17 protein-coding genes are annotated in these 20,898 nt (G+C 52.3%); 9 read left to right on the top strand and 8 right to left on the bottom strand.

All coding sequences use genetic code 11. From position 1 onward, the window contains the following. Positions 1-2: 2 nt before the first annotated feature. Positions 3-359, top strand: a complete 357-nt coding sequence (locus KKH3_RS15760; protein WP_039361303.1) for a gamma-glutamylcyclotransferase family protein — start codon at positions 3-5, stop codon at positions 357-359. Positions 360-444: 85 nt separating this feature from the next. Here KKH3_RS15760 and ppa read toward each other — a convergent pair whose 3' ends face one another. Next, positions 445-975, bottom strand: coding sequence for an inorganic diphosphatase (ppa, locus tag KKH3_RS15755; protein WP_010278977.1), 531 nt, complete (start codon positions 973-975; stop codon positions 445-447). Positions 976-1,222: 247 nt separating this feature from the next. Between ppa and KKH3_RS15750 the strand changes: the two genes are divergently transcribed. Beyond that, the gene (locus tag KKH3_RS15750) at positions 1,223-2,809 is read left to right on the top strand and encodes a methyl-accepting chemotaxis protein (RefSeq protein WP_039362518.1); all 1,587 of its coding nucleotides are present in this window, start codon (positions 1,223-1,225) and stop codon (positions 2,807-2,809) included. 52 nt (positions 2,810-2,861) lie between these two features. On the opposite strand, the gene plsY is transcribed toward KKH3_RS15750, so the two are convergent. Beyond that, positions 2,862-3,497 (bottom strand): glycerol-3-phosphate 1-O-acyltransferase PlsY, encoded by a 636-nt coding sequence (gene plsY / locus KKH3_RS15745; RefSeq protein ID WP_039361301.1) that lies wholly within the window; start codon positions 3,495-3,497, stop codon positions 2,862-2,864. A gap of 128 nt (positions 3,498-3,625) precedes the next feature. On the opposite strand from plsY, the gene folB reads away from it, so the two are divergent. Together folB and bacA are read left to right on the top strand one after the other, a co-directional pair. Further along, positions 3,626-3,979 (top strand): bifunctional dihydroneopterin aldolase/7,8-dihydroneopterin epimerase, encoded by a 354-nt coding sequence (folB, locus tag KKH3_RS15740; protein WP_010287496.1) that lies wholly within the window; start codon positions 3,626-3,628, stop codon positions 3,977-3,979. A gap of 252 nt (positions 3,980-4,231) precedes the next feature. Then, the gene (bacA, locus tag KKH3_RS15735) at positions 4,232-5,050 is read left to right on the top strand and encodes an undecaprenyl-diphosphate phosphatase (protein WP_039361299.1); all 819 of its coding nucleotides are present in this window, start codon (positions 4,232-4,234) and stop codon (positions 5,048-5,050) included. A 71-nt stretch (positions 5,051-5,121) separates the two neighbouring features. Here the strand turns inward: bacA and KKH3_RS15730 are convergent, their stop codons facing one another. Next, entirely contained in the window at positions 5,122-6,366 is a 1,245-nt protein-coding gene (locus KKH3_RS15730) for a multifunctional CCA addition/repair protein (RefSeq protein WP_039361297.1), read from the bottom strand. Between the two features lie 369 nt (positions 6,367-6,735). Further along, on the bottom strand, positions 6,736-7,356 hold the full coding sequence (locus KKH3_RS15725; protein ID WP_039361295.1) for a TIGR04211 family SH3 domain-containing protein: 621 nt from the start codon (positions 7,354-7,356) through the stop codon (positions 6,736-6,738). A gap of 321 nt (positions 7,357-7,677) precedes the next feature. On the opposite strand from KKH3_RS15725, the gene KKH3_RS15720 reads away from it, so the two are divergent. The 5 genes from KKH3_RS15720 (at position 7,678) to KKH3_RS15700 (ending at position 15,821) form a co-directional block, all read left to right on the top strand. Next, positions 7,678-9,015 carry a CYTH domain-containing protein gene (locus KKH3_RS15720; protein ID WP_039361293.1) on the top strand — a complete coding sequence of 446 codons (1,338 nt, stop codon included), beginning with the start codon at positions 7,678-7,680 and terminating at the stop codon, positions 9,013-9,015. Between the two features lie 52 nt (positions 9,016-9,067). Continuing rightward, on the top strand, positions 9,068-11,923 hold the full coding sequence (glnE, locus tag KKH3_RS15715) for a bifunctional [glutamate--ammonia ligase]-adenylyl-L-tyrosine phosphorylase/[glutamate--ammonia-ligase] adenylyltransferase (protein WP_039361292.1): 2,856 nt from the start codon (positions 9,068-9,070) through the stop codon (positions 11,921-11,923). A gap of 57 nt (positions 11,924-11,980) precedes the next feature. Beyond that, positions 11,981-13,417 (top strand): bifunctional D-glycero-beta-D-manno-heptose-7-phosphate kinase/D-glycero-beta-D-manno-heptose 1-phosphate adenylyltransferase HldE, encoded by a 1,437-nt coding sequence (gene hldE, locus KKH3_RS15710; protein WP_039361289.1) that lies wholly within the window; start codon positions 11,981-11,983, stop codon positions 13,415-13,417. 123 nt (positions 13,418-13,540) lie between these two features. Then, positions 13,541-15,595, top strand: coding sequence for an NAD-dependent DNA ligase LigA (gene ligA, locus KKH3_RS15705; RefSeq protein WP_052201354.1), 2,055 nt, complete (start codon positions 13,541-13,543; stop codon positions 15,593-15,595). 4 nt (positions 15,596-15,599) lie between these two features. Continuing rightward, positions 15,600-15,821 (top strand): DUF3820 family protein, encoded by a 222-nt coding sequence (locus KKH3_RS15700; RefSeq protein WP_039361287.1) that lies wholly within the window; start codon positions 15,600-15,602, stop codon positions 15,819-15,821. 90 nt (positions 15,822-15,911) lie between these two features. Here KKH3_RS15700 and KKH3_RS15695 read toward each other — a convergent pair whose 3' ends face one another. The 4 genes from KKH3_RS15695 to garD all read right to left on the bottom strand — a co-directional run bounded on the left by KKH3_RS15695 (position 15,912) and on the right by garD (position 20,831). Beyond that, on the bottom strand, positions 15,912-16,268 hold the full coding sequence (locus KKH3_RS15695) for a FlxA-like family protein (RefSeq protein ID WP_039361285.1): 357 nt from the start codon (positions 16,266-16,268) through the stop codon (positions 15,912-15,914). A 198-nt stretch (positions 16,269-16,466) separates the two neighbouring features. Continuing rightward, positions 16,467-16,886, bottom strand: a complete 420-nt coding sequence (locus KKH3_RS15690; RefSeq protein ID WP_039361283.1) for a FlxA-like family protein — start codon at positions 16,884-16,886, stop codon at positions 16,467-16,469. Positions 16,887-17,056: 170 nt separating this feature from the next. Continuing rightward, on the bottom strand, positions 17,057-18,592 hold the full coding sequence (locus KKH3_RS15685) for a methyl-accepting chemotaxis protein (RefSeq protein WP_039361281.1): 1,536 nt from the start codon (positions 18,590-18,592) through the stop codon (positions 17,057-17,059). Between the two features lie 664 nt (positions 18,593-19,256). Then, the gene (gene garD / locus KKH3_RS15680) at positions 19,257-20,831 is read right to left on the bottom strand and encodes a galactarate dehydratase (protein WP_039361279.1); all 1,575 of its coding nucleotides are present in this window, start codon (positions 20,829-20,831) and stop codon (positions 19,257-19,259) included. Between the last annotated feature and the right edge of the window lie 67 nt (positions 20,832-20,898).

The raw sequence follows: 20,898 nt of genomic DNA, 5'->3' as shown, positions 1-20,898 counted from the left end.
CGATGCGAATTATTGTTTACGGCAGTTTACGACGCAAACAGGGAAACAGTCATTGGATGACAAATGCGCAATGGTTAGGGGATTGTCAGCTCGCGGGTTTCGAGCTGTACGATCTCGGCCATTATCCGGCAGTCGTACCCGGTGATGGAGAAATCCATTGCGAGGTCTATCGCATTAGTTCGTCGATTTTGACCGAGCTGGATGCCTTAAAGCGGGACGGCCACGAATACCAACGTGAGCTGATTCGTACTCCTCTGGGCAGTGCCTGGATCTATCTGTACAAACACCCTGTTGTAGGGCTGACGCGTATTGCCAGCGGTGATTGGCTAAAGCGCAGCGAAGAAGATGAAGAGGCTTGAGGCCGAGTAGCCAATCAAGTCTCATGGTCGCCATAAATAAAAACACCGCGCAAGGCGGTGTTTTTGATCATTCATTGAGTGGCGCTTATTTGTTTTTCGCGCGCTCGAAGGAAGCAACGATCTCGGCTTTTGCCGCCGCAGCGTTATCCCAACCTTCAACTTTCACCCACTTGCCTTTTTCCAGATCTTTGTAGTGTTCAAAGAAGTGGCCGATCTGTGCACGCAGCAGTTCAGGCAGGTCGTTAACGTCTTTAATGTGATCGTATTCTTTAGTCAGCTTGCTGTGCGGAACGGCGACCAGCTTGGCATCTTCACCCGCTTCGTCAGTCATTTTCAGCACGCCAACAGGACGGCAACGGATCACTGAGCCCGGCTGCAACGGATACGGGGTCGGCACCAGAACGTCAACCGGATCACCATCCAGAGACAGCGTGTGGTTGATGTAGCCGTAGTTGCACGGGTAGAACATGGCCGTAGACATGAAACGGTCTACAAACAGCGCACCAGTATCTTTATCAATTTCATATTTGATCGGATCGGCGTTCGCGGGAATTTCAATCACTACATAGATATCTTCCGGCAGATCTTTACCCGCCGGGACATTGTTCAGACTCATGTCGGTTTCCTTCTCTTAAACCTGAAATAGCGTGGCCGTCATTATAGCCAAAAAGCGTTTAATGTCCCTGACTTTTAGTGTGCCGAGGCGCGATGCGCTTGCGCGAGTCGTTTAAGTAAAAATACTTTCGTTACTAAAGTTTCTTTAAAGAAAGCAGGCTTGTTACCGATAGGAACATGATCAGGATCACGTTATGTGGGGCTTTTCTCCGCATTTATTTATCATTTGTAATTCCAGGGAAACAAAAATGTTAAGAAATATCACAATCAAGACGAGCTTGATTGCTTTGTTAGGAACGATGGTACTGCTCTTACTACTCGTATGTGGAATCGGCATCACCTCAATTAATCAGGGAATCACGTCTCTGACGACAATCGACAAGATTCAGGGAAAAGAAGTCACTGCGCTGGCGGGAAGTTATACCGCTTCACTGCGTGCAAGAACGGGGGCGGCGTTGGCCGCTCGTCAGATGGAAAACGGGCTGACCGATCTCGCGAATGCATCGGTAGCACGAGCAGAGGCTTATACGGCGCTCTCCCAAAAAGAAATGACGCGCTTTCTTTCCTACGGCACGGTAACGGAACGCGGCGCCAAAATGGCGGCAGAGGTTAAAAGCAACTACGAGCAATACATGAGCCTTGGCGTTCAGCCAATGGTTGCAGCGTTGAAGCGTGGCGATGTCGCTGCTTATTATGTGCTATTGCAGGACGTGCTGCCGCCGCTCAGCGTTAAGATGGATAAGGTCGCGAACGAATTCCGCGACTTCGGTCTGGAAGTGGGGGAAAACATGCTCACAGATGCAGAAAGCTTCGCGTTCGAGCGCCTGACGATCATTGGTATCGCCTGTATATCTGTGCTGCTGCTGGTGTTGGCTGCCTGGATTGCGCTGAAGCGCTCCATTCTGTCTCCGCTTGAAGAGACCGTCGGTCAACTGGAGTTTATTGCCCGTGGTGATTTGACTCAACGCATCGCCGATGGCGGCAATAACGAAATTGGTCGCCTGATTCAGGCGATGAAGGCAATGCAGCATTCGTTGGCAACCGCCGTGGGGCGCGTCCGCGACGCCGGTATGCAGATTGACGTCGGTACCCGCGAGCTGTCTTCCGGCAACACCCATTTAGCCGCTCGTACGGAAGAGTCAGCTTCCTCGCTGGAAGAAACCGCAGCCAGTATGGAGCAGTTGACCGCTACCGTGACGCTGAACGCGGAAAGTGCGGAACAAGCGCATACGCTGGCGCAAAATGTGTCCGACATTGCCAATAAAGGCAGTGAAACTGTGGGGAGTATGATCGAGAAAATGGAGATGATCTCCAGCAGCTCTGCACGTATCGGCGATATTCTGGCGGTGATTGACGGCATCGCGTTCCAGACCAACATTCTGGCGTTGAATGCGGCGGTTGAAGCCGCGCGTGCGGGGGAGCAGGGGCGTGGGTTTGCCGTGGTGGCGGGGGAAGTCCGCAATCTGGCACAGCGCAGTGCGCAATCCGCTAAAGAGATCAAAATGCTGATGGAAGAATCTCAGAGCCGCGTGAGTGAAGGCACCGTTATGGCAAAAATGGCGGGTGAAACGATGAATGACGTTTCTGACGCCGTGGCGCGCGTGACATCGCTGATGCGTGAAATCTCAACGGCAACGCGTGAGCAGAGTAATGGCATTGGGCAGGTGAATCTGGCGGTATCGCAGATGGATGAGGTCGCACAGCAAAATGCGTCTTTGGTAGAAGAGTCCGCCGCTGCCACACGCTCACTGGAAGATCAGGCGCGCCTGCTGGCAGAAAGCATGTCTCAGTTTAAAGTGCAGTCGCAGGAGTTTGCCGCTATCGGCCGATTCTAATTCCCGCCATACTTCATAAAAAAATTCCCGTGAAAACGGGAATTTTTTTGCCTTACTCTTCGGGCGCGCTTTGCTCGTCTTCCGGCTGTTTCTTCTTGCGTAGCTTATTCCAGATTTTACTTTCCTGTCCGCGCCAGAGGCGTTGGATATTGTCATGATGACGCATCAGGATCAGACAAGAGAGCATCGCGACGGGGAAGGTAAACTGTGGCTTGAACCACCAGACATAAAACGGCGCGATGAGCGCACTGACTATCGCGCCAAGCGAGGAATAACCGCTCAGCAGCACGGTCAGTAGCCAGGTGCCAGTCATCAGGCCCGTCAGATCCCAGCCGATCGGCGCAATGGCACCAAATGCCGTTGCGACCCCTTTGCCACCGCGAAAGTGGAAAAAGACCGGATAGATATGGCCGAGGCAGGCGGCGATAGCGGTTAACCCGAGATACAGCGGGGGCACGCCCAGCTCGTAAGCGGCCCAGACGGGCAGCATGCCTTTCAGAACATCAAACACCAATACGGTTGCAGCGGCCGCTTTGCCGCCAATACGCAATACGTTAGTAGCTCCGGGGTTCCCGGAACCATGCTGACGCGGGTCGGGTAGCCCAGCAATTCTGCAAAACAAAATCGCACTGGAAATAGAGCCACACAGATACGCGATTAACATCATACCAAGCGCGGTAACACTCATAACGCTATTCCGTTTAGTTTGTATAGAGAGACGTTTAATAAGGGTCGTTTTACTCTTCTCATCTGTGGATAATACGCACATTCCGTCGGAAGTGGTATCCGACAGCGACAAAAACAGAGAATGGCGTGATGGATATCGTATTTATTGAAGAGCTTACTGTAATCACTACTATTGGTGTTTACGACTGGGAACAGACCATCCAGCAGAAACTGGTGTTCGATATCGAAATGGGCTGGGATAACCGTCAGGCAGCGGCCAGTGACGATGTTAATGACTGCCTGAGCTATGCCGATGTCAGCGAGGCGGTGATTGCCCACGTGGCAAACCAGCGTTTTGCGCTGGTGGAACGCGTTGCTGAAGAAGTCGCACACATGCTGATGCAGCGCTTCTCGATTCCCTGGCTGCGGATCAAGCTCAGCAAGCCGGGAGCCGTCGCGCAAGCGCGTCAGGTTGGCGTCATTATTGAGCGCGGCACGCGATAAATCTGATTTAACAGAATAAATACTGATTTACGTGCAACTAAACCGTAACCCAAATAGTCTATAAGCCAGTTATACCCGTCATACTTCAAGCTGCATGTGCGTTGGCGCGCTACTCGGTCCACTTACGTGGGACTCGTTCGCTTGCCGCCTGCCTGCAACTCGAATTATTTAGGGTGTGTAGCGGCTCGCAAAGTACGCGGCCGCTTTTTTATGGGCTGCATTTTCGTTTTTATCAGAGGCAAGGATTTTTAGATGACTGACCTGCATTCATTGCTAATCGCATTTATTCTTGGCGTGGTCGAAGGGCTGACCGAGTTTTTGCCCGTATCGTCTACGGGGCATATGATTATCGTTGGTCATTGGTTAGGGTTTGCGGATGAGAAAGCCAAGACGTTTGAAGTGATCATTCAGCTTGGTTCGATTCTGGCCGTTGTCGTGATGTTCTGGCGTCGTCTCTTTGGCCTGATTGGGATTCACTTCGGTGAGGTGCCGCACGAGGGGCATACGCCAGGTCGACTAAAGCTGACGCACATCTTGCTGGCAATGATTCCCGCCGTGGTGCTTGGGTTGGTTTTCCATGATGTGATCAAATCGCTGTTTTACCCACAGAACGTGATGTATGCGCTGGTTGTCGGTGGTTTCCTGTTGTTAGCGGCGGAATGGCTCAAACCTAAAAAACCGCGTGCCGTGGGGCTGGATGACATCACGCATCGTCAGGCATTTATGATTGGCTGTTTTCAATGCCTGGCGCTGTGGCCCGGTTTTTCACGTTCAGGGGCGACGATTTCCGGTGGGATGCTGGTGGGCGTCAGTCGCTATGCGGCTTCTGAGTTCTCTTTTATTCTGGCGGTTCCCATGATGATGGGGGCGACCGTTCTGGATCTGTATAAAAGCTGGCATTTCCTGGCGCTGTCCGATGTACCGATGTTTGCCGTGGGTTTTGTGACGGCGTTTCTCGTGGCGCTGATTGCGATTAAAACCTTCCTGAAAGTCATCAAACGCATCTCGTTTGTCCCGTTCGCGATTTACCGTTTTATCGTCGCGGGCGTGGTTTACATGGTGTTTATGTAAGACTGGGAACGTAGATTTTAGGTAGGTTGTTAGTAAGAGAAGAAGCCACGCTAATGCGTGGCTTCTTGGCTTCAGGACGCGACCGAGCTATCTGGCTGTTGTGCTTTCCAGTCAGTCAGTGCATGAATGCGGCGACGTGCCAGTTCGTTACGCACGTCAATGCCTTTAAAACCCTCGGCGACGACGTCTGCACTGCTGACCTGACTGGCGACGCGGAAGGCTTCGCGCAGGTAATCACCTTGTGGATAAGGGTTCTCTTCAAAACCCGCACGGCCTCTGGCATCGGCTTCGCTCGTGAGGGCTAGCTGTTCCAGACGCTGTGGTTTGCGCCAGACGTCAATCGCATCAAATAACTTCAGCAGGGTTTTGGGTTGCAGCACCTGTACGGTATGAACCAGGTCATGATATTCCGCCACTAACTTTGCCAAATCGCGAATCGGGTTAGGCACACGCAAGCGTTGGCACAGTGCTTCAACCAGTTTGACACCCGCCGGGCCATGCCCGTGATGACGTGGCCACAGTTCGGGGGGCGTCAGCCCTTTTCCCAAATCGTGGCACAGCGTGGCAAAGCGTACGTCAATCGCAGGGCTGAGGCGGGCGGCCATCGCCACCGTCATCATGGTATGAATACCGGTATCAATTTCCGGATGCCATTTGGCGGGGGCGGGCACGCCGTACAGGTTATCGATTTCAGGGAACAGTACGGCCAGCGCGCCACAGTCGCGCAGTACCTGAAAATAGACATCTGGCGATGAGGTGCTGAGCGCTTTTTCCGTCTCTTTCCAGACGCGCTCTGGCGTCAGATAAGCCAGCTCGCCCTCATGCGCCATTGTTTGCATCAGCGTCATGGTTTCTTCTGCAATCTCGAAGCCGAGATGGGCAAAGCGTGCAGCAAAGCGGGCGACACGCAGCACCCGTAACGGATCTTCGCTAAATGCCTCGGAAACGTGGCGCAGCACGCGATTCTCAAGATCGCGACGACCGTGATAGGGATCGATAAGGTCGCCCTGCTCGGTGCGGGCAATGGCATTGATGGTCAAATCGCGGCGCAGCAAATCTTGCTCTAACGTGACATCGGGTGCAGCATGGCAGACAAACCCGGTATAGCCTTTGCCAGATTTGCGTTCGGTACGCGCGAGGGCATACTCATCGCGACTAACGGGGTGTAAGAAGACGGGAAAATCCTTTCCAACCTGTTGGTAACCCTGCGCAAGCAGATTCTCCGGCGTTGCGCCGACCACCACCCAATCTTTCTCAGTGACGGGTAAATCCAGCAGGCTGTCCCGAACAGCACCGCCGACAAGGTAGATCTTCAACGTCGGACTCCTGAATCAATAACCAATACTTCACCCCATACTACCATCTTTGCGCCGCCGCGTTGGCTGCAAAGAAAAATGCCTGCAAGAAGCAGGCACCGGACCGTTAACAAACCTATTTGTCGAGCGAAAACGGGAGTAACGGAATAGAAGAGTAAAGCGTTTGCGCCAGGGGCAAAGGCGTCAGGAACGCCTTTGAACGCCGCTTGCGACGGCCCTGTAAGGGTGAATCTCAGGAATGAGATTCATATCTGCGCAAGCCGAGCGTCCATATATGTGTTTACAGCGTCTTTACGGTCTATCCGTTGCTCCCGCTCTACGGACTGTGTCAGCAACCTCATGCCTGAGTCTCTCAGGCACATGTTCCGATTAGCTCATCCAACGGTCGTTTTTCTTTTTGCGAGGGATGATGTGCGGCAACAGCAAACCCAGCAGCAGGCCGATGCCCGCCACGCCGCCGCCATACATAAACCACTGTAAAATGATGGTGCGCTGCTTATCGTCAAGCTGGACATTCGCCGCGCTGACTTTCTTCTGCGCAACGATAAGCTGATTTTTCAGATCCTGATTTTCCTGACGTAATCCGTTGATAACACTATCGCTGGCCGCGACTTTCTGCTGCATATCGGCGGTACGCTGATTCCAGGTCTGATCGATATTATTCAGTTTTTCAGTCAGCTCTTTGACCTGATTCTCCAGTTCTGGCACCCGCGTGCGCAGGCTTGGCGTATTGCTCAACTGGTCGAGCGGAATCCAGGTGGTGCGGTTTTTGTCATCACGGATCTGTGCATAGCCTGCGTTTTCATTAACGCTGAGTAGTGTGACCTCTGCACCTGCATTCAGTGTGCCGACGATACGATATTGATTGCCTGGGCCGCTGTGGACATACGTCAATAACTCATCGGAAATGTAGCGTTTTTCTTCCGCCTGTGCGGTCCAACTCAGCGTGAGAGAAAATAAAGTAAAACAGAGTAAGCCTAATTTCTGCATAAGATCATCATGTTGCGTTAATGGTGGTCCGATAGTAGAGGCTTAAGTCTGACGAGGCAATCTCTAAACCGAAATGAGAACAGTCTTAGAACCTATCCCATTAGGGCTTTTCACACCAATAACGCCGACTGGACTGGGTTCGTTGACTGCGGCGTGCAGTGTGTTTCAGCGGGGAAGCGCCGTGTAGCTGATGGCCGGTTTGCATAAGAAATGCGCGCTTGTTCGCAGGTGAAAAAGAGTGTGTGCGGTAAGAGTAGTAAGCTGAAGTAAAATGTTATTTACTGACATGATAATGAACGTGGTCTTGGTGTTGTGAGTGCTATGAGTGAAGAAATCGAGCTGAAATTTATTGTTCATCCCGACAGCGTTCAATCGCTGCTGACGCAACTGGCTGAATGGGAAAGTGATTACAGCCAGTATGAGCATATGCGTGCTCAGCGCCTGAGCAATATCTATTATGAAACGGCGGATAATTACCTGCGCCGCAATGGCATCGGCCTGCGTATTCGCGGTGAAAATGAACGCTACGAAATGACGGCGAAAACGGCCGGCAAGGTGATTGGCGGGCTGCATCAACACCCAGAATATAATGTAGAACTGGAGAAAGCCGAGCTGGATCTCAGCCTGTTTCCGGCGGAGGTCTGGCCGGAGGATTGCGATATTGTCGGGCTACAATCGTCGCTTAATCCGCTGTTTAGTACAGATTTTACGCGTGAAAAGTGGGTGTTTACTTACTATCAAAGCGTGATTGAGGTTGCGTTAGATCGCGGTGAGATTCGTGCCGGAGAGCTGAGTGAACCGCTGTGCGAACTGGAGATGGAACTTAAGATTGGGCAGACCACTCACCTGCTGGAGCTGGCAAAGGAAATCGCAGAGTTTGGTGGTATGCGGCAGGGCAGCCTGAGTAAGGCGGCGCGCGGATACCATCTGGCTAAAGGTAATCCAGTTCGCGAATGTCTGCCTCTCAATCGATTGGTTGTGGATCCAAAGACCACTATCGATCAGGCCATTCGTGCGGCGCTGGAACTGGCGTTGAATCACTGGCAATACCACGAAGAACTGTGGGTAAGAGGAAATGCCTCTGCCCGTGAAGCCCTGCCAGAAGCCAGTGCGATGATGCGCGAAATGCTGGTGCTGGTGGGTGGCGTCGTCTTACGCAAGGTCACCACGCTTTTTCGCTCTGCCCTCGCCACTTTGGAGATCCGGCTACAGGGTTCCGACGACGCGGAAGTGTGTTACAGCGCGGACTACCTGCAAAGTAAGTTAGTGCTGACTTCCTGGCTGGTCGAGTCTGGCTGGCGTGACCATATGGATAATAAAGATCGTATTAAGCTACAGGGATCGTTCAAACGCTTTGCTGACATCATGCTGAGCCGTAGCACGGCGGATCTGAAAAGCGCTTTTGCTTCTAAACTGACGGAAGCGCAGTACGAACAGCAGATCCCTCGTTTGCAACGTAATATCTGCGCGTTTCTTCTCTTATCCGGCGCGTATCCGGCGGAGCAAGTTGAAGCCTACATTGAACACTGGCGGGCGTTACTACAGGAAATTGAGCGACTCGCTGCCGGGAAGGCACCCTCCGTGTATCTGGAAGCCCACCGTAAAGAGGTGCTGAACTTGTCTCCGTTCTGGCTACATAGCGGCGGACCATCACAGTAACCGTTAACTGCCGCTTGTCAGTGAGGATAGGCGGCGTATCAAGGGAACCCCCATGTCGATACTTCCTTTGCCTGCCTTACCTGTGCTTCTGACGGAACACTCTCAGCGTGCTCTGTCGCGTTTGCGCGAAGCCGCACCTGATGAGCCGATAACGGACAGCGATGCCGCTGTTCTGGCATTGAGCGATTTTGTCAGCGATGCGCTTGCGCTGCATCCTGACTGGTGGCAAGGAATTCATCAGCAACCACCTCAGCCCGAAGAGTGGCAGCACTACGCCGATTGGTTGAGTCACGCACTGGCCGATGTGAACGATGAAAATGCGTTGATGGCGGCATTGCGTCGGTTTCGCCGACATATGTTGACGCGTATTGCGTGGTCGCAGGCGTTGCAAACCAGTACGACGGAACACACGCTGCGTCAGCTTAGTGAATTGGCCGAGGTGGTGATTGTGGCGGCCAGAAGCTGGCTATATCAGGCCTGTTGTCGCGAGTGGGGTACACCTTGCAATGCGCAGGGTATGGCGCAGCCTTTGCTGATTCTTGGCATGGGAAAATTGGGTGGAGGGGAACTTAACTTCTCTTCGGATATCGATCTGATCTTCGTCTATCCAGAAAATGGACATACGCAAGGTGGGCGGCGCGAGCTGGATAACGCGCAGTTCTTCACGCGTCTGGGTCAGCGGCTTATTAAGGTGCTGGATCAGCCGACCGTCGATGGTTTTGTTTACCGTGTGGATATGCGGCTACGTCCCTTTGGTGACAGCGGCCCGCTAGTGCTCAGCTTTGCGGCGATGGAAGATTACTATCAGGAACAGGGGCGCGACTGGGAACGCTATGCCATGGTCAAAGCGCGCCTGATGGGGGGAATGGATGATGCTTACAGTCAGGAACTGCGCAGTACGTTGAAGCCTTTTGTCTTCCGGCGCTATATCGATTTCAGTGTGATCCAATCGCTGCGGAATATGAAGGGCATGATTGCCCGCGAAGTGCGTCGCCGGGATTTGCGCAATAACATCAAGCTGGGTGCGGGCGGCATTCGTGAAATCGAATTTATCACGCAGGTTTTCCAACTGATTCGCGGCGGGCGTGAGCCGGGATTACAAGGACGTTCGCTGCTGCCTACGCTTCAGCATGTAGGCGCACTGGGATTATTAACGCCGCAACAGGTGCTTGACCTCAGTACCTCTTACCTGTTTCTGCGTCGTTTAGAGAACCTGTTGCAGGCCATTGCCGATGAGCAGACACAAACGCTGCCAGGTGATGAGCTGAATCAGCAGCGGCTGGCATGGGGAATGGGTTTCGACAACTGGGATACGCTGCAATCTATGCTGTCCCAGCATATGCAGGCGGTGCGCCACGTATTTGATGACCTGATTGGCGATGATGCACCAGACAATAATGACATCCCTGAACATAGCAGCTATAGCAGCCTATGGCAGGACACGTTGGATGATGGCGAACTGGCTCCGCTGACGCCGCATCTCTCGGAAAGTGTGCGTGAAAAGCTGATGCGGACGATTGTGGAATTCCGTCACGATGTAGCGAAACGCACCATAGGGCCGAGAGGGCGGGATGTGCTGGATCAGCTCATGCCGTGTTTGCTGGCGGAAGTCTGCGCTCGCCAGGAAGCGGATACGGTGCTGTCTCGTTTGACTCCACTGCTGCTGGGGATCGTTACACGCACCACCTACCTTGAACTGTTGCTGGAGTCGCGTGCTGCGCTCGGCCAACTGATTCGCCTGTGTGCGGCGTCGCCGATGGTTGCCAGCCAACTGGCACGCTATCCCTTGCTACTGGATGAATTGCTCGATGCGTCAACGCTGTATCAGCCGACGGCACCGGGGGCGTATGCCGATGAGCTACGTCAGTATTTGATGCGTGTCCCTGAAGATGATGAAGAGCAGCAGTTGGAGGCAGTTCGCCAGTTCAAACAGTCGCAGCAGTTGCGTATTGCCGCAGGCGATATCGGCGGCGTACTGCCAGTGATGAAAGTGAGCGATCACTTAACGTATTTAGCGGAAGCGATTATCGCGGCCGTGGTTCAGCAGGCGTGGGGACAGATGGTGGCGCGCTACGGCCAGCCATCGCATTTGCAGCATCGTGAAGGTCGTGGGTTTGCCGTTATTGCCTATGGCAAACTCGGCGGCTGGGAGTTGGGATACAGCTCCGATCTGGATTTGGTGTTCTTGCTGGACTGTCCATCAGACGTGATGACGGATGGCGAACGCAGTATTGATGGTCGCCAGTTTTACCTGCGCCTCGCACAGCGGGTGATGCATCTGTTTAGCACTCGAACGTCATCAGGCATTTTGTATGAAGTGGATGCCCGTCTGCGGCCATCGGGGGCGGCGGGTATGCTGGTGAGTACAGTAGAAGCGTTTGATGAGTATCAGCGCAATGAGGCATGGACGTGGGAGCATCAGGCGCTGGTGCGCGCGCGTATGGTATACGGCGAAAGCGGTGTACAGCAGACATTTGAGTCTATTCGGCGCAGCATTCTGTGTGCCGAGCGTGACGCGGAGACGTTGCGAACCGAAGTGCGAGAAATGCGGGAAAAAATGCGTCAGCATCTGGCGAACAAAGATAAAGCACTCTTTGACATCAAAACGGATGAGGGCGGCATTACGGACATTGAATTCATTGCCCAATATCTGATGCTGCGTTACGCCGCTCAGGAACCGCGTTTGACCCGTTGGTCAGATAATGTGCGTATTCTGGAGCTGATGGCGCAATATGGCGTGATGGAAGAGAGTGAAGCCAATGCGCTCAAGCTGGCCTATGTCACCATGCGCAATGAACTGCACCATCTGGCTTTGCAAGAACTGTCCGGTCGGGTCAGTAAAGATCGGTTTGTTGCGGAGCGGGAGCAGGTTCTGGTGAGTTGGCGTAAGTGGCTGGTGGGCGTGTAATGATACGTGCCTGTGATATTATTACGCGCATTATGCGAAATAAGCCTGGAGTAAAGGATGAAAGTGACGCTGCCTGATTTCCGTCAAGCGGGTGTGTTAGTGGTGGGTGATGTCATGCTGGATCGTTACTGGTATGGGCCGACCAGCCGAATTTCACCAGAGGCGCCGGTGCCTGTGGTCAAGGTTGATACGATCGAAGAGCGCCCAGGCGGCGCGGCGAACGTCGCAATGAACATCGCTGCATTGGGCGCGGGTTCGCGTCTGGTAGGGTTAACGGGCATTGATGATGCTGCTCGCGCACTGAATGCCAAACTTGGCGAAGTGAATGTGAAGTGTGACTTTGTCGCGGTTCCTACACACCCGACGATCACCAAGCTGCGTGTCTTGTCGCGCAATCAGCAACTGATCCGACTGGATTTCGAAGAGGGCTTTGAGGGGATTGATCCTCAGCCGATTATCGAACGCATTCAACTGGCGCTGCCAAAAATTGGCGCACTGGTGCTGTCTGACTATGCAAAAGGCGCGTTAGCACATGTGCAAACCATGATTCAGACGGCAAAAGCGGCTGGCGTTCCGGTGCTGATCGATCCGAAAGGCACGGATTTTTCCCGCTACCGTGGCGCGACATTGCTGACACCGAACCTGTCTGAGTTTGAAGCCGTCGCAGGGCGTTGCAAAACGGAAGAGGAGTTGGTTGAGCGTGGTATGCAACTGGTGGCCGATTACGATCTGTCCGCGTTGCTGATTACCCGTTCTGAGCAAGGGATGACGCTGCTACAGCCGGGTAAAGCGCCACTGCATTTACCGACGCAGGCGCAGGAAGTGTATGACGTGACAGGTGCGGGCGATACCGTTATTGGTGTACTGGCCGCTGCGTTAGCGGCGGGTAACCCGCTGGAAGAGGCCTGTTTCCTGGCGAATGCCGCCGCAGGCGTCGTTGTCGGCAAGCTGGGGACGTCAACGGTCACGCCGATTGAATTGGAAAATGCTATCCGCGGCCGTGCTGAAACCGGATTTGGCGTAATGACCGAAGAACAGCTGAAACACGCCGTTGAACTGGCGCGTCAGCGGGGCGAAAAGATTGTGATGACCAACGGCTGCTTCGATATTCTGCACGCCGGACATGTGTCTTATCTGGCAAATGCCCGCAAACTTGGCGACCGATTAATCGTTGCGGTAAACAGCGACGCCTCAACCAAGCGTCTGAAAGGGCCGACTCGTCCTGTCAACCCGCTGCCGCAGCGGATGATCGTGCTGGGGGCGTTGGAAGCTGTCGATTGGGTCGTGCCGTTTGAAGAAGATACGCCGCAGCGTCTGATTGCCAGCATTCTGCCTGACATTCTGGTGAAAGGCGGGGACTACCAGCCACATGAAATCGCGGGTAGTGAAGAGGTCTGGGCTAACGGTGGTGAAGTGAAAGTCCTGAACTTTGAGGACGGCTGCTCCACGACGAACATCATCAACACGATCAAAGCCAGCACGCCTAATTCTTAAAATATATCACTGACGGTGTCGACGCCGTTAGGCCGCAAGCTAATGATTCTCGCTCTGGCACATTACGGGCGAGAATCATAACAATCATGGCGCCGACAGGGCGACACGTCAGATAAAACAGGTATGAAACCAGTGAAGAAAGAACCAGCCGAAGTGAATGCGGTCGCACTGCGGGTAGCGGAGTTGCGCCGGGTCTTACGCCATCACGAATACAAATATCACGTTGAAGATGCGCCCGAAATTCCTGATGTTGAATATGACAAACTCATGCAGGAATTAAGAGCGTTAGAGGCGGATCACCCCGAACTGGTGACTAGCGATTCTCCGACGCAGCGCGTGGGTGCGGCACCGCTGGCGGCATTTGAACAGGTTCGTCATGAAGTGCCGATGTTATCGCTGGATAACGTATTTGATGAAGAGAGTTATCTTGCCTTCAGTAAGCGAATTGGCGACAGGCTGAAAAACGGTGATGAGCTGACATTCTGCTGCGAGCTGAAACTGGATGGTTTAGCCGTTAGCTTGTTGTATGAAGACGGCGTTCTGGTACAGGCTGCCACGCGCGGGGATGGCACAACCGGAGAAAATATCACCAGTAACATTCGTACCGTTGCGGCGATACCGCTGCGCCTTGAGGGTGACAATATTCCGCGTCGTGTTGAAGTACGCGGCGAAGTGTTCATGAAGCACAGCGGCTTTGAAAAACTGAACGAAGAAGCTCGCCGTACAGGGAGCAAAGTCTTTGCCAACCCGCGTAACGCCGCTGCCGGATCGCTGCGCCAGCTCGATCCACGCATTACCGCTACACGTCCGCTGACCTTCTTCTGTTATGGCGTCGGCCTGCTGGAAGGCGGCGAGTTGCCCGCTAGCCACAAAGAACGGCTGATGCAGTTCAAGAAGTGGGGACTGCCGGTGAGCGATAAAATCAAGCTCTGTACCGGTCCGGCTGAGGTACTTGATTTTTATCGTCAGATTGAACAGACCCGCGGCTCGTTAGGTTTTGATATTGACGGCGTCGTTGTCAAAGTTGACTCGCTGGAATTGCAGGAGCGGTTAGGGTTCGTTGCCCGTGCGCCGCGCTGGGCTGTAGCCTTTAAATTCCCAGCACAGGAACAGCTGACCTGGGTACGCGATGTCGAATTTCAGGTTGGGCGGACAGGTGCGATTACGCCCGTTGCGCGTCTGGAACCCGTTGCCGTAGCTGGCGTAATCGTCAGCAACGCCACGCTGCATAATGCCGATGAAATTGAGCGTTTAGGTTTGCAGATTGGCGATCGCGTGATTGTGCGTCGAGCGGGGGATGTGATCCCGCAGATCGTCGGTATTGTAGAATCTGAACGGCCAGCAACGGTGTGCCCAATCGTTTTCCCTGCGGCCTGTCCCGTGTGTGGATCTGACGTTGAGCGTGTGGAAGGCGAGGCCGTCACGCGCTGTACCGGTGGCTTGATCTGCGGTGCCCAGCGTAAAGAGGCACTGAAGCATTTTGTTTCTCGTCGCGCATTGGATGTGGAAGGTATGGGCGATAAGATCATCGATCAACTGGTGGAAAAAGAGTACGTCAAGACGCCAGCCGATCTGTTCCGCCTGAGCGCTGGGATCATGACGGGTCTGGATCGCATGGGGCCGAAATCCGCGATGAATCTGGTCAATGCCTTGGAAAAGGCGAAAAGCACCACGCTGGCGCGCTTTCTCTATGCGTTGGGGATCCGCGATGTTGGCGAATCAACGGCAGCGAATCTGGCTGCCCATTTTGGCTCGCTGGAAGCGCTTTTTGCTGCTGATGAAGAGGCGCTGCTAGAGGTGCCGGATGTCGGTAAAGTCGTTGCTGCACATGTGCGTCATTTCCTTGAGGAAGAGCACAACCAAACTGTGATCCGCGAGCTGACCGATCCCGCAGGCATCAACATTCACTGGCCTGAGGTGCAGGTCGTCAATGTTGAAGAGATCGACAGTCCATTTGCCGGGAAAACGGTGGTATTGACCGGATCGCTGAGTGTTTTGTCTCGCGATGAAGCCAAAGATCGGCTAACGGCGTTAGGGGCAAAAGTGAGTGGCAGTGTCTCGAAGAAAACCAATATGGTGATCGCCGGTGAAGCCGCAGGCTCTAAGCTAGCGAAGGCGCAAGAATTGGGGATCCCAGTGATCGATGAGGCGGAAATGATCCGACTATTGGGGGCGTAAACGGATGGAAAAAGAAGACCTGATAGATATTGCCAGGATGCAGATGCCGTTTGGTAAATACAAAGGGCGAGCGCTGATTGATTTACCGGAAGAGTACCTGCTGTGGTTCTCTCGCAAGGATGAATTTCCTAAAGGTCGCTTAGGTGAATTGATGCAAATTACGCTGGCAATCAAGGTTGAAGGTCTGCAAGGGTTGGTCACGCCGCTGAAACGGCCCCGTCCCTGATTATCCATTTCTGTCGTAGCCCCTGATGAAAAAAGGTCGCTTCAATGAAGCGACCTTTTACGTTTACTGGCTACCCATCCCTGACGCAGACTACACGTAGATATTAATCTGGTTATCTGCTGTCGGCCGGTTAACGCCTTCTTCTTTAGCATATTGAGTCGAAACAGAGGAATCAGACTGCTGTTCTGATTTTTCACTCTGCAAGCGGGCAATTTGAGCTTGTAACGCCTGAATTTGTGCCTGAATTGCCTGTTGTTGTTGTTCGATCAGTTTACGTTCTTCATCACTTTCTGCGCTGGAAGCGGATTCGGTCAGTTTACTTACCTGCTTGGTAAGCGCCTGAACCTGCTTGGTGAGCTGCGCAATCTGTTGCTCCGAAGTGCTGCTACTTTTACTGCTGCTTGCGGTTGTTGTCGAAACGCTGATACTGCTGATGGTGTTTGACATTTTCCCTCCTGAAAAGATGCCGATATACCCGAATTATTCGAGGTACAAGCTGTTATATCGGCAATTTAAGCACTTTCTCGAAGGTGATATTGTTGGTAAAGAAACATGAAATTCTCACTTTCCTGATAGCTAATGTAACAAAGTGTATCTACCAGGAAAGGGCGGAGGAATAAAGGGAAAGGGCGTCAGATATTGCGGTCAGGCGTAGGTATCAATCCCCCCTTTTTTGACCTTATTTTCAGTTTGTTGTGATGTCACATTTGACGCAGACTCAGTCGCTTTCTTTTCTGCTTCTTCTTTTTGGATACGGGCAATTTCAGCATAGAGCGCCTGGATTTGCGCCTGAATCATCTGTTGCTGTTGTTTGATGAGTTTTCGCTCGGCTTCGCTTTGCGCTTTTTCGGCCGATGTACCCAGCTCTGTTAACTTTTTAGTCAGTTGCTTGATTTGATTTTGTATTGCGGCAATTTTTTGTTGAGCACCACTACTGCCAGCAGACGCAGCCTTACTCTCATTAGTCGACGTAGCCTTACTTTCTGTCGTAGAGGTAGACTTGGCCGCAGCGGCCGTTGCTACGTTTGATACCGTATTCATTGTAATCTGGCTGATATTGGACATCACTTCCTCCTGAAATAAGTAATTCTGCGGTTATTATCGGCGGTCTCGCCCTTTCCTTTACGAAAAGCTTACAAAACTATCGGGGTAATATTCGCTTGCTAGGGGGGAAAGGAAGAGGGTCAAGGACGTTTTCTCACGCCCTTGACGCAATATGCATAAGATAACGTCAGTTAACTTCCGTACACGTTAATTGCGCTATTCAACCGCCTTGCCTGAAGATTTAGCCCTTCGGCCGCTTCTGTTGAGTGGGTAACCATATCGGTATTGCGTTGTGTCATTTGCTCTATCTGGGCGATAGAGGTATTGATCAGGCCTAGCGCAGAGGTTTGCTCATGTGTGGCGTTGCTGATCTCCTTGATCATGGTGGAGACCTGCAAGACTTCATCAACGATATCGCTGATATGCTTGCCCGCATTTTCGACCATTGTGCTGCCCTGTTTCACACTTTCGACGTTGGCGTCTATCAACGTTTTAATCTCTTTGGCCGCAGAGGCGGAATGCTGTGCCAGATTGCGAACCTCGGCGGCTACCACCGCAAATCCGCGCCCTTGTACGCCAGCACGAGCGGCTTCAACTGCCGCATTCAGCGCAAGGATGTTGGTTTGGAAGGCAATACTGTCTATCACGCCAATGATATCAACGATTTTATCGCTGGCGCTGGAAATAGAATCCATCATGCCGATGGTTTCCTTCATGATATTGCCACCTTTAAACGCGGTGCTGCTGGCGGCTTCTGCCATGGTGGTGGCCTGTGCCGCTGTTTCTGCACTCTGCTGTACGGCAACGGTAATTTCTTCAATGGCGGCGGCAGTTTGTTGCAGATTAGCTGACGTTTCTTCCGTACGGGTATTCAGATCGACATTGTTCTCCGCCAGCTTATGGCTGACGTTGGTGATGCCGTTTACCTGTGTACTGACGTCGTCGACAAGTGAATGCAGGTTTAGGGCAAACTGGTTAACAGAGCGGAGAAGCAAGCCAATTTCGTCGACCCGGTTCAGGTGGACATGCCTGACTTTACGGCCCGATACCACGTGCTGAGCCTGCTTCAGTATCATCCTGATTGGCTGGGCAATTTGCTTTTGCAGAAACTGATCCATGATGACGATGAGTAACAGCGTCAGTGCCAGCAGCCACAGCGGATTCATACCACTGAACGCGAGTAGGGCAGGAATAAGCCCCACCGTCAACACGGCTATGCGCAAGCGCCAGCGGACTGACAGTTTTTGTAGGATCGACAGTGGAGAAAAGAATCCGGTGCGAACAACCAACCCTTTGTAGAATTTACGGCTGCCAGCCTGTTTTTTCTGCACGGCACTATATAGTGCTTCGGCGTACTGTATTTCTTCGGCAGCGGGCGTGTTACGTACCGAAATATAACCTGCGAGCTGCTCTTGCTGGTAAACCGGCGTAACGTTGGCGCGCACCCAATAGTGATCGCCGTTGTTGCGACGATTTTTCACTAATCCGGTCCAGCTATCGCCCTGTTTCAACGTAAACCATAGGTCTGCATAGGCTTCAGCGGGCATGTCTGGATGGCGTACAATATTGTGTGGCTGATTGATGAGTTGCTCTTCAGAAAAACCGCTAACCTTAATGAAGGCAGAGTTGGCATAAGTAATGTGGCTGTGAATATCTGTCGTGGACATCAATATGGTGTCCATGTCTAACAGATATTCCTGCTGTGTAACAGGTGTATTCAATCTCATTAGAAACCCCGGCGTACGCATCCTGCTCAGTTCCCAGGTTCAGTCACGTAGGCCACTGTTTTCGTCTCCGCTGCTCTGTTCATTACAGAAGCTGAAACGCAGTGTCACTGCCGAATGGTGAGTCCCATGAAATCTGTCAGGCATATTGCTGTGTAAATATTCAAATTATTCAAATGGGTATGCTGAAATTTTTTGGGTGACTGACTCATTTATATAAAATAATGTTATGCATTATTTATGAGCGGACTATTTACCCTATATTGTGCGTGATGGAGATTTGGTAACTGTATTTTTGTAACAAATATTTCATCAGCGTCAGCACGCTTTTTCAGCACGCGTAAATTTATGATGAGGACAATTATCTGTCAATTGATTCATTTTATTGGGAATAAATAATTGGTAAAAAATGATTAAAAATAGGCAGGGCGTAAAATGGTTTTTTTCTTGAAAGGTGTTTTGGATTCGATGAAATTGACGCTATGAAGAATGATTTGTTAAGTTTTTTTTATTTTTTCTTTGCGCCAATGAAATTAAATGTTGCCTCCCTGCTGTTTATTCTTTTAATTACGGCCTTTCTTCCATTTTTATTGATGCCGAATTTATTGTAGATCAAATAACGCTATCCGCAGACCAGATAATGATTCTGGCCTGCGGAGAAAGATAATCAGGTTACCGGTGCCGGATTGAAAACGGCCAGTGCGTTGTGAAGCCCCCATTGATCGGACCAGGTTTTTTTCTTGCCGCTGGCGATATCCAAAATAAAGCGGAAAAGCTGCCAGCCTACGTCTTCGATCGTGGCCTCTCCGGTCGCAATAGTACCAGCATCAATATCCATCAGATCGTGCCAGCGGTTTGCCAATGCGGTACGGGTTGCCATTTTGATTACGGGTACTGCCAGTAGACCATAGGGTGTACCACGACCGGTGGTGAAGACCTGCACGGTGATACCAGAAGCAAGCTGCTGAGTGCCGCACACGAAATCACTGGCTGGCGTTGCGGCGTAAATCAGCCCACGTTTGGTTGGACGCTGACCGGGGGACAGGACTTCGACAATCGCGCTGGTACCGGATTTGGCGATGGAGCCGAGCGCTTTTTCCACCACGTTCGCGAGGCCACCCTTTTTGTTGCCCGGTGATGGGTTGGCGCTACGATCGGTCTGGCCGCTGTCGAGGTAGTTATCGTACCAGGCCATTTCTTCCAACAGGCGTTTACCGACTTCCTCATTGATGACGCGCGGCGTTAACAGATGGATGGCGTCGCGCACTTCGGTCACTTCGGAGAACATGACGGTCGCACCGCAGCGTACCAACAGGTCAGATGCAAAACCAACGGCTGGGTTCGCGGTGACGCCGGAGAACGCATCGCTACCACCGCACTGCATGCCGACAACCAGCTCAGAGGCCGGACAGGTTTCACGCTGGCGTTTGTTCAACCGTTGCAGATGCTTGTCTGCCATCGTCAGAATATCATCCACCATCGATCTGAAACCAACGTGGTGCTCATCCTGCAAGCGGACAATGCTGGTGTCGTCAAGGGAGATGGCTTGTACATCAGACGTCCCTTCCAGCAGACGCTCCGGTTGCAATTTTTCACAGCCCAGACCGACTACCAGTATCTCGCCGCCAAAATTCGGGTTCAGCGCCAGATTATGAATGGTTCGGATGGGAACCACCGCCGCAGGGGCATTGATTGCTACGCCACAGCCATAGAGATGATTGAGCGCGACCACGCCATCGACATTGGGATATCTCGGTAATAAATCACGCTCGATAATTTTGACGACATAGTCCACGACGCCTGCGACACAGTGCACGCTGGTGCTGATGCCCAACAGGTTTTTCGTACCTACGCTGCCATCGGCGTTGCGGTAACCTTCAAAGGTGTACCCTTCCAACGCAGGAAGCGCGGGGGGGATTTTGGTTGCTAGTGGCAGGGTTTCCAGTGCGGGAGCCTGAGGTAACTCGACCAGAGATTCATCGATCCAGCTTCCTTTGGCTATATCGCGCAGCGCATACCCAATAATTTCACCATAGCGGATGATTGCGCCTGATTTGGCGATATCCACAAGAGCCACTTTGTGGCCTTGCGGAACATGCTCAATTAATTCCAGATCATCATTAAAACGGGTTCCGGCACGTAAGCCATTATTATTAACAACAATGGCAACATTATCAGAATCGTGGACCTTAATATAAAGTGGCTGCTCTTGTGCAGCATTACTTTCTGATTTATCTGACATGATGCAAGCCTTTATTATTGGTTTATCAGAAACACGGTGGTAACGATTACCACGCTATTACTTCATT

Origin of the sequence: Pectobacterium actinidiae (assembly GCF_000803315.1) — a bacterium.
In the GTDB taxonomy this organism is placed as follows: Bacteria; Pseudomonadota; Gammaproteobacteria; order Enterobacterales; family Enterobacteriaceae; genus Pectobacterium; species Pectobacterium actinidiae.
This window is presented reverse-complemented; position numbering and strand designations above follow the sequence as displayed.